A 13,930-nucleotide genomic window follows, 5' to 3' on the forward strand; every position below is an offset into this window, starting at 1 on the left:
ATTGTTTCAACCAGAAACGCAAAAAGCCCGGCGCGGGGCCGGGCTTTCTCTCCAAGTTCCGAGATCTTCAGAAATCAACCATTGCCGCCGTGAGATCGCCCTTGTCGACATGCTTGAGCAGGATCTCGTCGCCGCCGGCCACGATGCGCAGGTCGTCGCCCGCCACCTCAAGATGATGATGCATGAGATCGGAAAAGCTGGTGATCGCGTTCATGCCCTTGAGGTTGATGCTGTCCTCAAGCGGATTGAAATCGGTGATCACGTCATGGCCGTCGCCGGTCTTGAAGACGAAGGTGTCCGTACCGATGCCGCCGACCAGACGGTCGTTTCCCTTACCGCCATTCAGCGTATCGGCTCCTCCGAGACCCCTCAGTTCATTGTCGCCGGAGTTGCCCCTGATGAGGTTTGCCCAATCCGAGCCCTTCGCGTCGATGTCCTTGTTGCCGAGCAGGCTGAGATTTTCGAGATAGCCGCTCAGGGTGTAGCTGACGGTGGACCTGACAGTGTCATCACCGCCAAACAGGCTCTCCGCGATCTTGAGAGCGGCATTGTCGGTGACGAAGGTGTCATTGCCGGCGCCGCCGTCCACCGTGCCCGCGAAGTTGCCGCCGCGCGTATCGAAGACGTCGTCGCCACCGCCCAGAATCACATCACCTTTGATCGTGCCGGTATTGGTCAGCTGGGTTTCGCCATCGCCTGTCTGGATGGCGCCGAGGCCACCCTTGATCAGACCGGCATTGTCGATGAAGAAATTGGCGTCGCTGGTTGCATAGATAGCGCGACCGGTCGAGATCAATTTGCCAGTGGCGTCGTTGACGATCTTGGAAGCCTCGCCGTCCAAGAAGATGCCGATGGAACCCTCGATGGTCCCGGAATTTATCACGGTCGCATGAACGCCGGGGATGTAGACGCCTTCGGCAGTTGATTTGACGTGGCCCTTGTTGACCAGCCGGTCATGGTCGCCCGACATGGATATGCCCGAGTCGCTGGTAATTATGCTGTCGGAGCCGATCTCGACGATGTTGTCAGCGCCGTAGATGCTGATCGCGCTGTAAGCCTGGATTTTTAGAGGATTATCGACCGTCACATCGCCTTCCACGACGATCCTGTTGTCGTGCTGGCTGCCAGCACTATAAATCGCAGTTGCTGCGTGCACAGTAATGCTGGCACTTTTGTTCAACACCCATTCGTCGCCGCTGTCATTGATGACCCACGCTGTCGTCTGATCCTGCTTGATCGTATGCTTGTCCACCGGCTCATCCTTTGATTGTTCGGAACAGCAGTGTCTGCCATCCAGTTGATGCGTATGTATTTGAAACGAATGCTCGACAGAGTTCCTCAAGGAACAAGGATGTTGAAACAATCAGAACAGAAAGGTTCGTTCTTTCGACTGGTTCGTGAACTTGCCAAACGTTAGCAGTTCCTACTGCATCAACGGATGTCGCCAGGACTTCGACCTGGTTTTAATTGTTTCATTTGTTTCAATTGTTTCAATAAGCCCACACGGGCAAATAGACCGGCAATGTTATTCGTCACATCGATGAAAATGGACGCGCATACCCGTATGAATTGCTGTATTGCGATATCAGGGGTGCGCCGCAGACTTGGAGAAATGAGACGTGGCGGAAACAGGGGCCAATCCAGAAATTATCGTCGTCGATGACGAGGCGCATCTTGCTGATATGGTCGCGGAATATCTCGCAGGCCAGGGCTTTTCGACGCGCACGGCATCCGGCGGCAAGGCGCTCGATGCGCTGCTGCTTGAGAGGCGTGCCGACCTGATCCTGCTCGACGTCAACATGCCGGAAGAGGACGGCTTTTCGATCGCCCGCCGGCTGCGCGCCAAGGGCCGCGTACCTGTGATCATGGTGACGGCGGCGGACGATGTCATCGACAAGATCGTCGGCCTTGAAGTCGGCGCAGACGACTATGTCACCAAGCCCTTCGACCTGCGTGAACTCAAGGCACGGGTGCGCGCCGTCTTGCGTCGGGCGGTCACGGATGTCTTGCCGCAGCCTGTGATCGTTGCCCCTGTTGTCCGCCCGGAGCCCGATCCCGAACTCGTGGCCTTCGGCAAGATGCTGGTCGACCGGGAAGGACGCAAGCTGATCCGTGCCGATGGCAGCGAGGAGCCGGTGACCTCGATGGAATTTGACCTGATCGAGGTTTTCCTGCAGAACCCGTATCGCGTGCTGTCGCGGGACCGGCTGCTCGACCTCGCCCATCGCAAGAACGACGATCCGTTCGACCGCTCGATCGATATTCGCGTGACACGGCTGAGAAAGAAGATCGAGGACGATCCGTCCAAGCCGCAGACGATCAAGACCGTGCGCGGCGCCGGCTACATCTATTCGCCTGCAAGGAAACCATGAGCAACGAAGCGCCGCACGATTTCGTCGAACTGCCCTCTGGAAAGCTCGCGAGCCGCGCCGAGGGCGTATCCGCAGCCGACCACGGCGCCATATCGGCCGTCATCGTCGGCATGCCGGGTGCCGCCTGTTTCGTCGCTCGCGACAAGACCGTTCTCTATGCCAACGACGCGTTCCTGACCGGCCTCAACCTCACGCCCGAAGATGTGCTCGGCAACAGCACGATTGGCCTGTTCGGGCAGGACATCGTCGATTCCATGGCGCCATTGATTGCGCGGGTGTTTGCCGGCGAGCCGATCCATCTCGAGGGCTGGAGCAAATCGCCCTATGGGACGCACTATGTGCGTCAAAGCTTTACGCCGTTCGACAATGGCCGCGACGGCGTTTCGGGATATTTCATGCTCGCCATCGACCTGACGGCAAGCAAGCTGCGCGAGCAGGAACTGGAGCAGCAATATCGCATCGGCCGGGAAAACGATGCGCTCTATTCGGCGATCATCGCCACCTCGCTCGACTGCATCATCATCGTCGACGGCGAAGGCCGCGTCATCGATTTCAATCCGGCGTCGGAGAAGCTGTTCGGCTATACGCGCGCCGAGGCCGTCGGCCGCGAGATCAGCTCGCTGATCATCCCGGAAAAGTACCGTTCGGCCCACCATTCCGGCATGGCGCGCTACATGGCCACCGGCATCACCTCGGTCATCGGCCAGCGCGTGGAAGTCGAAGCCGTCACCAAGCACGGCGCGATGGTGCCGGTGGAATTGTCGCTCGCCGATGTCAGCGAAGGCGACCGCCGCTTCTTCACCGCCCATATCCGCGATCTCACCACCGCCAAAACAGCTCAGTTCGAGATCGAGCGCCAGCGCGATGCGCTTTACCAGAAGGAGAAGCTCGCCGCTCTCGGCTCGCTGCTTTCCGGCGTCGCCCACGAACTCAACAATCCTCTGTCGATCGTTCTCGGCCAGGCGATGATGCTGCGCGAGCGGATCAGCCGCGAAGGCGATGCGATCCCGCACGGCCATGATTATGCCGAGCGGGCGCTGCGGATCGAGACAGCAGCCAATCGCTGCGCCCGCATCGTCAAGACCTTCCTGGCCATGGCTCGCCAGCGCAAGGCCGAACGCGAGTATGTCTCCCTGGGCAAGGTGATCGCCGATGCGGTCGAGCTTTTGTCCTACAGCCTCAAGACATCGGACGCGGCGCTGGACGTCACTGTGGCCGAGCCGCTGCCCGACACGTTCGCCGATGCCGATCTGCTGCATCAGGTGCTGGTCAACCTGATCGTCAACGCACGGCAGGCACTGGAAGAACGAGCAAGCGCAGGCCGCCGGGTCGAGCTCAGCGCCACCCATGAGGCGGCAAGCGACACGATCGTCATCCGGGTGCGCGACAATGGCGGCGGCATTCCTGCCGCGATCCGCAGTCGCATCTTCGATCCGTTCTTCACCACCAAGCCGCAAGATCATGGCACAGGCATAGGGCTGGCAGTATCACGCGGCTTGATCGAGGCGCATAACGGCACGCTGGAGCTGGCCGAGCCGCAGCCCAAGGCGGGCGCCGAGTTCCTGATCCGCCTGCCGGTGACTGCAAGGGAAGGCGACGACCCAGCCGAAGCTGCCGCGCCCGAACCGATCACGGCCCGTGCTGCGCAATCGCACGTCCTGATCGTCGATGACGAACCCGATCTTGCCGAATTGATCGCCGATATCGTCTCATCCCAGGGGCATCGCGCACTTATTGCCCATAGCGGCCATGCGGCCGAAAAGCTGCTTGCCGGGAGCGGCGCGCCGATCACTGCCATCCTCTGTGATATCCGCATGCCGGACGGCGACGGCCCGGGCCTCTACGACTGGCTGTCGGCCAACCGCCCCGAACTGATGACCCGCATCGGCTTCGTCACCGGCGACACGCTCGGCCCCTCGGCCGGCCGCTTCCTTGCCCGCACCGGCTGTCCCGTGATCGAAAAGCCGTTCACGCCGGAGGATATCGCTCGGGTGCTGCAGGTTCTGGTCGGTTGATCAGGCACATCATTGCTTCAAGGAAACAATTGAAACAAAAATAGCCTCCTGCTGAAGTCAGGAAGAAACATGCCTCATCCAGATTGCTGTCATCAGAAGAACAATGATCTCAAGGAGCAAGGCATTGGACGAGCATACGATCTCAACACTGGAAGCCACATTTTCGCAATTCGCCAAGGGCAAGGAAGAGTCCGCTGCCTTGTTCTACGAGCGGCTCTTCGCGATCGACCCTTCGCTACGGCGTCTCTTCACAAACACCGAAATGAAGACCCAGCAGGCCAAGCTTATGGCGGCACTGGCAATGGTGGTCGGCAATCTCAGAAACTTCGAGAAGGTTGCGCCGGTGCTCGAAAATCTCGCGGTCAAGCATGTCGCCTATGGGGTGCAAGAGAGCCACTACGCTATTGTCGGCGACGCGTTGATCCAGACGCTGGCACTGTCGTTCGGCAGCGCCTTCACAAGAGAAATCCGTGCCATGTGGATTGCCGCCTACGGTGCTGTATCGGGCGTGATGATCGACGCCGCACGCCGTCATCAGGCATCGACACAGGCAGCAGAATAGTCTCATCCGGGCGGGGACGGAGCGGCCGGCACAGCGCAAATGCGCGGTCGGCCGTTTTGATTCAGAAGAGGATGTCTGCGGCAATCCTGCTCTTAATCAGCCAATGGATGCTGGAAAAGCTCATCGATGTCCCGATGCCGTTCCAGGATGTTGACGACCTCGAAGCAATCGTCGACATAGCGAAAGAAAATCACGTAGCTTCCAAGCGCAAAGCTCCGGAGGTCCACATGAAGTTCGGGCCGAGCGCGTCCCATCGTCCCTGGCAAAGCAGCCAATTGACGACATTTTTCCCTGAGCGTGCCAACAAATTTCGTTGCGACCACAACACTTCCGCTCTCGCTGGCAATGTAGTCAAAGATATGAAGAATGTCGGTCCGCGCACTGTCGAGATACCGGAGACGGCGCAAGATCAGTTGCCTTTCTCAGTAAGTGCCGCGGCCCGAAGGTCGAGTTCCCTACCAAGATCATCGTCACTCACATCGCCGCCGGCGGCAATTGACCGCTCTATCGTCTTTCGCAGCGCGGTTAGCTTAGCCTCTCGCTCTTCCACCAGCCGAAGCCCTTCGCGCACCACTTCACTGGCGGAGCCATAGCGGCCATCGCTGACGACAGCTTCAACAAATCTTTCCCATCGCGGACCAATCGACAGATTCATGGGCGTCGCTCCTGTATTTAGCCTCACCATAACCGGATAACAATATATGCGCAATGTATGCGCATCAATGATCCAAAGTGGAGACCATAAACAAATCCCCGATCTCGTCCTGCTCCAGTTCCACCACCCACAGGTCGCTGTCGAATCTTGCCTCGCGGGCAATGATCTCGTCGATGGCCGGTCCCTCCGCTTTCTCCAGCCGTATCTCGAAGCGGCGATCGTTGGGCTTGCCCTCGTCGAAGAATGCTTGTGGCGCGGGCGCATAGAGCGTCTCCAGGCCATCACGATGACGCTGGCGGATGAAGATTGCGCCGGCTTCCGCGGCGCCCTTGCGCTCGATCGCGGCAAAGCCGCCGGACGAGAAAACCCGGCGGATCAGGGCAGAGACGAAGAGATCGGAGGTGACGCGCATGCCACGGGTTTAGGCGGAGCGATGGGTGCTGTCAAAGTGCAAAGCGGACAGTCAGATCGCGCCGATCGATTTCAGCTTCTTGAGTACGCGCTCGGAGGGCTCGCCAGTGATGGGCAGGCGGTAGCTTTTCTCGAAATTACGGATCGCCGCGCGGGTGGTGGCGCCTGGGATGCCGTCGACCTTAATATCGGCATAGGCAAGGCCCGACAGCGCCTTCTGGATCTTCATCACCATCTCAGCTGGCGGTTCGCTGTCCGTGGCGCTCGGCGTCGGCACCGGGACATTGGCCTGGCGAATGAGATCGGCGATATCGTCTTCATTCTTGACAACGGTCTTCTTGGTGCTCGCCGTCTGGTCCATCGACGGACGCTCATCGGGAATGACGGCGACATCCTTGCGCACGGACTTCAAGCGCTTGACGAGTTCGGCACTCGGCTCGCCTGTCATGTCGAGGCCCTCGGTCTCCTGGAAGAACAGGATCGCCGAGGTGGTCTTGGGCCCGATCAGGCCATCCGCGGGACCATCATAAAGTCCGCGCGCGGCGAGGCCCTGCTGGACCGATTTCACCAGCGGCGAGGCCTCCTTGGCAGCCGGCTGCGCACTCTCGGTGGCCTGCTCGTCCGACTGGCGCTCGATGCGGAATGTCGTCACGCCGGGGTCGGTGTCGACGTCGTCCGCCTCAGGAAGCTGTGCAACATTCACCGGGTTGATGTTGTCGCCTTCGAACGAGCGGGTCGCCAGCAACGGCGCGGGATGATGCTTTGGCTGGTACCAGAGTGCATTTGCCGCAACAAAGGAAAATACGACGGTGAAACCCGCGAGCCCGATGAGGAGCCGCGGGTGGCGCGCAAGGCTTGAGCCGGTCGCGTGCAAAAGCCTGACCGCGCGCGAGGGCGGCGATCGCTTCGTCGATCTCTTCTCAGGCGATTTTCGCTTCGGCTGCGCCATGGCGGACCTCTCCTGCTTCCACGTCCAAAACCCTTTCGTTCAGGCGCGGCGGAAACTCGAAGGTTTCTGCGCTGCCATCGCCTTCGCCATTCATCGGCACCTTGACCGTGATGACGGTTCCTACACCCTCTTCGCTCTCGATGTCGAACGAGCCGCCATGCAGTGCCACCAGGCCCTTGACCAGCGCCAGGCCGAGGCCGGTGCCGTCATAGCGGCGGGTGTAATCGTTCTGCACCTGCATGAACGGCTTGCCGATCAGCGCGAGCTTGTCGGATGGAATGCCAATGCCGGTATCGCTGACCGAAATGACCAGATTGCGGCCGTCGGTGGTCGCATCGACGGCGACGACACCGCCGGCATCCGTGAACTTGATAGCGTTTCCGGCAAGGTTGATCAGCACCTGTTGAAGCGCGCGGCGATCGGCGACGACATCGTCAAGGCCACGGGCAACGCGCGCAGTCAGCACCACACCCTTGCTGCGGGCCTGCAGCGACAGCATCTCATCGACCGTGCCGATGGCATCAATGATCTGGAAGGGTTCCTTGACCAGGTCGTAGCGGCCGGCCTCGATCTTGGACATGTCCAGCATCGTGTTGACGACGGCGAGCAGGTGGTGACCGGACTGGTTGATCAGTTCGACATATTCCCGCTGGCGGTCGTTTTCGAACTTACCGAAATACTCGCCGGTGAGGATATCGGAAAAGCCGAGAATGGCATTGAGCGGTGTGCGCAGTTCGTGGCTGACCGCAGCGAGGAAGCGCGTCTTGGCATCGTTGGCGGTGCGGGCCTGCGCCTTCCAGGACGCGACATCCTGACGAAGCGTGGTCTCGGTGCTGACATCGCGGGTCTGGGCCAGGAAACCGCAAAATGTACCATCGGAGGTATATTCTGCCGACATCTCGATGCGAACGGGGCGATAGCCGCCCTCGTGGCTCGACGCTGCAAACAGCACGTCGGCAGAGGTGTGGGTTGCCCCCTGACGAAGATCATCGATCGCCGTGAGATAGAGAATCCGGCCCGTCAGGTGGACAGAGTCGATGAAACCAGAGGGATCGACCTGCGGATGGGCAAAACCAAAAGCCTTGCGATCGGCGCCGTGGATGGAAACCAGCATGCCGGCACTGTCATGGCGGGTGATCAGTCCCTTGAGCAAGTCGAGCGGATCGCTGGCGCGCTTGGGTTCTGCCGCTTCGAAGCCGGGCTGGCCCTGGAATCTATAAGGACGGGAGTCGCGGACGGCGGCACAGGCAGCCAGCACGGCGGCAAACACGGCCGAAGCGGCGGGAACGGCCGTCGACCAGATGTGGCCACCGAGGATCATCAAGGCAAGCGCGGCGAGGGAAATGGAGGCGGCAACCGCGAACTGGATGGGTAGCAATTTCGCACGGCTGCGCACAACGCCCTGGGATGCAGACACGAAACCGGCCTCTTCCCCAAGGAAATATGCTTTTGCAGCGATGTTACTCAATACACTCAACGCGTCCGGACCTTGATCCCCGCGCACTTCACTGAAATCAATATCGATTTCGGCGACATGCCCAGTTTCAATTTTACTGCGTGCCTTGCGTGTCCAGTCGGACGTGCGACGCAGCAATGGCTTCCTGCCACGCTCCGAAAATCGCATTGCCGACTTAAGGAAACAATAAAAGCAGGCGCTACAGGAGGCCAAAACACAGCCGAAATTCCCAAAAAGCGACAGTTCGGCCGATCTCTTCGGATCGTGGTTAACAGGGTGTAATTGCTGGAAAATCCGGCATTTAAGCGCTGCCGTTAACCTCTGTGGCAAAGCAAAGCCGGCTAACCCGGTGGAATGGATGGATCGGTCCGCCTTTATCCTTAACAAAAGCCCGGACAATTTGAATAAAGTGCCGTTCAAAAGCGATTCAAATGCCGATGTTTCAAATTTTCGGCGAATTTGACGCGAATCGTCGGTTTCGCCGGAAGGGCTTGTTCGCTTGGCCCGCCTAGGGTGGTCTCCATCGAACCGGCACCAAGACCGGACGACAAGTAAGCCGGCGTGACAAGCGGTCAGGCCGGCATGACAAGCGGTCAAGCCGGCGAAACGACCGGTCACAGGGTTAAACAGGGCAAGGCGACGAAAATGTGGTTTCTGATCCGAACAGCGTTCTGGTTTTCAATGGTGCTCGTGATGCTGCCGATCTTCGACAATGAAGCATCGACGCGGCTGAAGAGCGAAAAGGGTGTCGAGCTTACCGATGCGCTCGGTGCGGCTGCCGGCGCCATCTCCTATGTCGGCTCGATGTGCAGCGAAAAGCCGGATGTCTGCGTCAAGGGTGCGGAGACCTTCTCCACCCTCGGCAGCCGGGCCCGCGAAGGCGCCCGCGTCGCCTATACCTATCTCGACGATCAATTTGCCGACGACAACAAGACCAAGGTCGCCGATGCCGTACTGACCGGGTCGGTCGCAGTGACCGACATCGCCACGGACAATCCAATTCGCAACATTCCCATTCCGGTCCCCCGGCCGCGCAGCTAAGGCTGCGAAATCGGGGAATAGCCTGCCTGAACTACCCTGCCCTAGACTGTCAATTTGTTGACACGCCGCGAAGCACCCCACTTCGCGGCGCTTCTTTTTTGTTCAGTCTGCGAGGAGGTTAGAAGCTTTCAAATCAGGTCGGGAAGGCTTATATGCGGGTGAGAGCATAAGACTGGGACCGACCATGGCATCGATCGACGCAATACTGGAAGATTTCGAATATCTGGAGGAGTGGGAAGACCGCTACCGCTACGTGATCGAACTCGGCAAGGCGCTGCCCGACCTGCCCGAAGCCGACAGGACGGCCGACAACAAGGTGCGGGGCTGCGCGAGCCAGGTATGGCTGGTGACGGAAACCGGCGGTGGGGCGGACCCCGTCCTGACCTTCCGCGGCGACAGCGATGCCCATATCGTGCGTGGATTGGTCGCCATCGTGCTGGCCATCTATTCCGGCAAGAAGGCATCCGAGATCGAGCGGCTCGATGCACTGGAAGTGTTCCGCGGCATCGGCCTGGTCGAGCATCTCTCCGCCCAGCGCGCCAACGGCCTGCGCTCGATGGTCAATCGCATCCAGACAGAAGCGGCGGCACGCGTCGCCGCCTGAGTTTTCCTGCCCAGCTGCGGCCTGCCACCTGGATCTCCCTCGAGGATGGAGTGGGCGGCCTGCTGCCGCAGTTGTCGACCCGAAGCGGCCGTGTTTTACGCATTCACCGCGCATCAAGGTGCATTGTTACCGTAACGTACTTATCGAATACGGCTGCTCCGGTTAGCTTCACCTGATGGTGATCTTGCTTGGAGAATGGTGATGATCAAAACGCTTCTGAAACCAGCCATCGCAGTTGTCGCAGTGCTAATGCTGTGCGTCTCATTCGCATATGCCGACAAGCGCTCGCCCGACGAACTCGCTTACCAAAACATTGAACGGCGGGCGGTTGAAGCGACGATCTGGGGCATGGCTGCCGTCAATTATGATTTGATGCTGCAGGAGATGCTCAACAAGACCAAGGGCAAGGTGAACCAGATCGTCTATTGGTCCCGGCCGCTCGACTGGCATAACCAGACGCTGACGCCCAATCCTGATGCAATTTACCTGATGACGTTCATCGACACCAGGGACGTCGGTCCCCTCGTGCTCGAGGTGCCAGCGGCGGAAGGCGGCTCGATCAACGGCAATATCGTCAATATCTGGCAGATGCCTCTGGAGGACGCCGGCCCATCTGGCGCCGACGCGGGCAAGGGCGGCAAATATCTGATCCTGCCGCCAGGTTACAAGGACAAGGTGCCCGAGGGCTATATCCCGCTCCAGTCCGACACGTTTGGCGGTTACGCCTTGTTGCGCTCGAACCTCAAAAGTCACAGCGACGCGGATGTCGCTACATCGGTCGCTTATGCAAAGCGCCTCAAGGTCTATCCGCTTTCAGCTGCAGCCAATCCGCCGGAGACGATATTCACCGATGCCAAGGACGTCGTGTTCGATTCGACCATCCGATATGACGCCAGTTTCTTCGCATCACTCAACCGCATCATCCAGGATGAACCATGGCTGGCCAGAGACCGGGCGATGATCGACCAGTTGAGAACGCTCGGCATCGAGAAAGGCAAACCGTTCAATCCGGACAAGCGGACAAGCAAGGCGCTCAAGGCAGGCATTCAGGAAGCTCGTGACCTGCTGGAGGCCAGGTATGATGCAGGTCTGCCACCGTTCTTCGAGGGTGGCAAGTGGACCTTCCCTGCTCAGCCTGATCTTGTGAAGGCCGCGCAGGCGGCTTTTGCTGACCCTGATACCTATCCGGTCGATGCGCGCGGCCTTACCTATAGCTACGGCTATATCGGCATCAAGCGCCTCGGCGCCGGACAATTCTACCTGATATCGATCAAGGACAAATCCGGTCGATCATTCGACGGTGGCAAGACCTATCGCCTCACTGTACCGGCGAACGCCCCGGTCGAGCAATATTGGTCAGTGACGGCCTATGACCGTCAGACCCACGCATTGATCCGCAACATGCCGCGCGCCAGTCGTTCATCGCAGATTCCTGAGCTCAAGAAAAATGCCGATGGCTCTATCGACATATTCATGGGCCCGAAGGCGCCCAAGGGAATGGACGCCAACTGGATACCGACCGACGGGAAACGCGGCTTCGAGCTGATGTTCCGGCTCTACGCTCCGACGAAGGCGCTTTTCGAAAAGAAGTGGGTGCTGCCCGATGTCGAGCGTGTCGGCGCGCAGTGAAGATTTCTGGTCCCCGGCACGCGGAACTGAGGGTCGCGGGCCAGTGACCCCTACACGACGTCACCCCATTTCCGGCCGGTATCCCTCGCCGCCCCAGCTATGGCTGCGGCGCGACACGGCTGGAGCGGGATGATAGTGCCGATGCAGTTGCAACAATGCCGTCTTCAGCATCAGCTTGGCCGAACGTGCCGGCCACTGGCGTTCGCGCTCCACCAGTTCCAATCCCTTTTCGAAGCAGCAGATATCGAGCGCCACGCCTGAGAGTTCCGGCCCCATGGCGTCGACCGCGCGCGAAATCCTGAGACGAGCCGCAACGACGCTGTCCTTCATATCGACGCCGGCGCCCGGCGCCGCGCCCACGCGGTTGCCAAGCCGCGGCTCGTAGGAAGGCGTGATCGTCGGCTGGAGATTGGCATATTGAAAATCGCGCGACAGCCGCTCGCCGGCCGACAACGCGTCACCGGGAAACCAGCATTGGCCAGCCGTGTCCTTGAGCCGCGAAAGCGCCGAAAGTGGCGATGACGCGGCGTTGAACCTGACATGTTCGACGCCTGCCTCGGCGCGGATCTCGGCGATCTCGACGGTGCGGTGCTGGTCGAGGAAGGCTTCCTCGCGGGCGGCCAGGAAGCGGCGCAGAAACGGTCTGGCTTCCGCAGTGGCGAAAATCCTGCCCTCGCGCACCAGTAGCAGCCCGCGTTTGGCGGCAGACTTAAGCGCACTGTCGGTAAAGGTCTCGGCGGCGCGGCCAGGTCGCGACAACAGGCATTTTTGCGTGCCCACCTGCTCCTGTTGGGATACCTGCAGATTGGCGCCGGAATTGCCGATGAACCGCAGCAGGCGGGCGATTTCCTTGGTAGTCGATTGTTCGGGATTGGGTTGCATCGAGTAAGACCTTTCAGTGAAGCCGCGTGCCAACTGGATTGAAGAGAGCATTGACCACGCGCTCGACCGCCGAGATCAATTGGTCAAAGGCGCGGTCGTCGCGCCGGTCCTCGACGCGGGCGCAGGCGTGGCCGACCGTCGTGCGATCACGGCCATGGGCGGCGCCAATCTCGGTCATCGTCAGCTGCAGCACGACATGGCAGACATACATGCTGATCTGCTGGATATGCGCCAACGCGAAGCGCTGATTGCGCGCGGATACATCGGGATCGCCGATCAGGAACACCATCTCGCCGGCAACCACCCGCACCATCTTGCAGACGGAGCGAACGGCGAGCGTGCGGCGGTGACCCGGCAAGGTGCCCTTGCGGGCGACGCTGCCGGGCGCGCAACGGGCGAGAGAACTGCGCCACGGCTCGGCCCGCTTCAGCAGCCGCTGTCGCGTGGTAACCGGAATAACGCTTTCGAGGTCATGAAAAGGATCGGATAGTGTGGCATCGGCAGCCTGGGCAATAGCTCGCATTATGAGACTCCAACAGAACTAGGTATATATTCCTAGAAATAGCGCAAAATACGCCACAGTTGAAGACCAGAATGCAATTTTTCGTTGAATATTTAGCTGGAATGCCCTAACAGGCTGAAAAGAAATAGGAATTATTTCTTATGTACCGCAATCATTGAAATGCAAAAGGCAGCCCTGGAGGGCTGCCCGCAGTCGGCGAGAGGTTGGGAAGACCTCAGGCGCGCTTCTTGCGACCCTGTCCGAGGCCCATTTCCTTGGCAAGCCGCGAGCGGGCTTCCGCATAAGCAGGGGCGACCATCGGATAGTCAGCCGGCAGTTCCCACTTTTCGCGGTATTCTTCCGGCGTCAGGCCATAATGTGTCATGAGGTGACGCTTGAGCGACTTGAACTTCATGCCGTCTTCCAGGCAGATGATGTAGTCGTTGTGCACGGACTTCTTGACCGGCACGGGCGGCTTCGGCTTTTCAACAGCCGGGGCCGGAGCCTCCGTAGAGGAGGTGTTCGACAATGCGGAATGGACATCCGCAATGAGGGAACCGAGGTCGCCTGCCGGAACAACATGGTTTCCGACATAGGCCGCGACGATTTCGGCTGTCAATTCAACAAGCAGTTCCCTGCTGCCTGTCATCGTTGAATCGTTCATTTCTTTCTCCTGATCTACTTGCCCTGCTTCATCCAGCCAGGCTGGTCGAAGCGATCAAAAATGCAGAACACACCGCAAGAAAGACCTATTATAGACTGCTCCAGTACTACCCCTAGTTCCAGACCAATCATCTTTCCTGCGGCTCTTATGGTGATCCGATCGAACAAATCCACATTCTTCAACAGCAC

The 13,930-nt window shown here is 59.5% G+C and carries 15 protein-coding genes; 6 read left to right on the forward strand and 9 right to left on the reverse strand.

Annotated elements, in window-relative coordinates; translation table 11 throughout:
- Positions 1–67: 67 nt before the first annotated feature.
- On the reverse strand, positions 68–1,252 hold the full coding sequence (locus ACXHRN_RS16645; protein WP_488637423.1) for a hypothetical protein: 1,185 nt from the start codon (positions 1,250–1,252) through the stop codon (positions 68–70).
- Positions 1,253–1,619: 367 nt separating this feature from the next.
- On the opposite strand from ACXHRN_RS16645, the gene ACXHRN_RS16650 reads away from it, so the two are divergent.
- The 3 genes from ACXHRN_RS16650 (at position 1,620) to ACXHRN_RS16660 (ending at position 4,949) form a co-directional block, all read left to right on the forward strand.
- Positions 1,620–2,372 (forward strand): response regulator, encoded by a 753-nt coding sequence (locus ACXHRN_RS16650; protein ID WP_488637424.1) that lies wholly within the window; start codon positions 1,620–1,622, stop codon positions 2,370–2,372.
- The gene (locus ACXHRN_RS16655; RefSeq protein WP_488637425.1) at positions 2,369–4,387 is read left to right on the forward strand and encodes a hybrid sensor histidine kinase/response regulator; all 2,019 of its coding nucleotides are present in this window, start codon (positions 2,369–2,371) and stop codon (positions 4,385–4,387) included. The genes ACXHRN_RS16650 and ACXHRN_RS16655 overlap by 4 nt, the downstream gene beginning before the upstream one ends.
- Before the next feature lie 124 nt (positions 4,388–4,511).
- Complete coding sequence (locus ACXHRN_RS16660; RefSeq protein ID WP_488637426.1) at positions 4,512–4,949, forward strand: globin family protein; 438 nt, start codon at positions 4,512–4,514, stop codon at positions 4,947–4,949.
- Positions 4,950–5,041: 92 nt separating this feature from the next.
- On the opposite strand, the gene ACXHRN_RS16665 is transcribed toward ACXHRN_RS16660, so the two are convergent.
- The 5 genes from ACXHRN_RS16665 to ACXHRN_RS16685 all read right to left on the reverse strand — a co-directional run bounded on the left by ACXHRN_RS16665 (position 5,042) and on the right by ACXHRN_RS16685 (position 8,381).
- Positions 5,042–5,356, reverse strand: coding sequence for a type II toxin-antitoxin system RelE/ParE family toxin (locus ACXHRN_RS16665; protein WP_488637427.1), 315 nt, complete (start codon positions 5,354–5,356; stop codon positions 5,042–5,044).
- A 2-nt stretch (positions 5,357–5,358) separates the two neighbouring features.
- Positions 5,359–5,604: a type II toxin-antitoxin system ParD family antitoxin gene (locus tag ACXHRN_RS16670; RefSeq protein ID WP_488637428.1), complete on the reverse strand. Its 246-nt coding sequence runs from the start codon at positions 5,602–5,604 to the stop codon at positions 5,359–5,361.
- 64 nt (positions 5,605–5,668) lie between these two features.
- Positions 5,669–6,016 (reverse strand): DUF1491 family protein, encoded by a 348-nt coding sequence (locus ACXHRN_RS16675; RefSeq protein ID WP_488637429.1) that lies wholly within the window; start codon positions 6,014–6,016, stop codon positions 5,669–5,671.
- Positions 6,017–6,067: 51 nt separating this feature from the next.
- Entirely contained in the window at positions 6,068–6,964 is an 897-nt protein-coding gene (locus tag ACXHRN_RS16680; protein ID WP_488637430.1) for a peptidoglycan-binding domain-containing protein, read from the reverse strand.
- Positions 6,936–8,381, reverse strand: coding sequence for a sensor histidine kinase (locus ACXHRN_RS16685; RefSeq protein ID WP_488637431.1), 1,446 nt, complete (start codon positions 8,379–8,381; stop codon positions 6,936–6,938). The genes ACXHRN_RS16680 and ACXHRN_RS16685 overlap by 29 nt, the downstream gene beginning before the upstream one ends.
- Positions 8,382–9,065: 684 nt before the next feature.
- Between ACXHRN_RS16685 and ACXHRN_RS16690 the strand changes: the two genes are divergently transcribed.
- The 3 genes from ACXHRN_RS16690 to ACXHRN_RS16700 all read left to right on the forward strand — a co-directional run bounded on the left by ACXHRN_RS16690 (position 9,066) and on the right by ACXHRN_RS16700 (position 11,694).
- Positions 9,066–9,461, forward strand: coding sequence for a DUF5330 domain-containing protein (locus tag ACXHRN_RS16690; protein ID WP_488637432.1), 396 nt, complete (start codon positions 9,066–9,068; stop codon positions 9,459–9,461).
- Between the two features lie 184 nt (positions 9,462–9,645).
- A complete protein-coding gene (locus tag ACXHRN_RS16695) occupies positions 9,646–10,065 on the forward strand; it encodes a SufE family protein (protein WP_488637433.1) in 420 nt (139 codons plus the stop codon).
- Positions 10,066–10,266: 201 nt separating this feature from the next.
- A complete protein-coding gene (locus tag ACXHRN_RS16700; RefSeq protein WP_488637434.1) occupies positions 10,267–11,694 on the forward strand; it encodes a DUF1254 domain-containing protein in 1,428 nt (475 codons plus the stop codon).
- 60 nt (positions 11,695–11,754) lie between these two features.
- On the opposite strand, the gene ACXHRN_RS16705 is transcribed toward ACXHRN_RS16700, so the two are convergent.
- The 3 genes from ACXHRN_RS16705 to ACXHRN_RS16715 all read right to left on the reverse strand — a co-directional run bounded on the left by ACXHRN_RS16705 (position 11,755) and on the right by ACXHRN_RS16715 (position 13,742).
- Positions 11,755–12,576 carry a DUF6456 domain-containing protein gene (locus tag ACXHRN_RS16705; protein WP_488637435.1) on the reverse strand — a complete coding sequence of 274 codons (822 nt, stop codon included), beginning with the start codon at positions 12,574–12,576 and terminating at the stop codon, positions 11,755–11,757.
- Between the two features lie 13 nt (positions 12,577–12,589).
- Positions 12,590–13,099: a helix-turn-helix domain-containing protein gene (locus ACXHRN_RS16710; protein WP_488637436.1), complete on the reverse strand. Its 510-nt coding sequence runs from the start codon at positions 13,097–13,099 to the stop codon at positions 12,590–12,592.
- Positions 13,100–13,313: 214 nt separating this feature from the next.
- Positions 13,314–13,742, reverse strand: coding sequence for a Ros/MucR family transcriptional regulator (locus tag ACXHRN_RS16715; RefSeq protein WP_488637437.1), 429 nt, complete (start codon positions 13,740–13,742; stop codon positions 13,314–13,316).
- Positions 13,743–13,930: the final 188 nt, after the last annotated feature.

This window comes from Shinella sp. OV683, assembly GCF_057787725.1.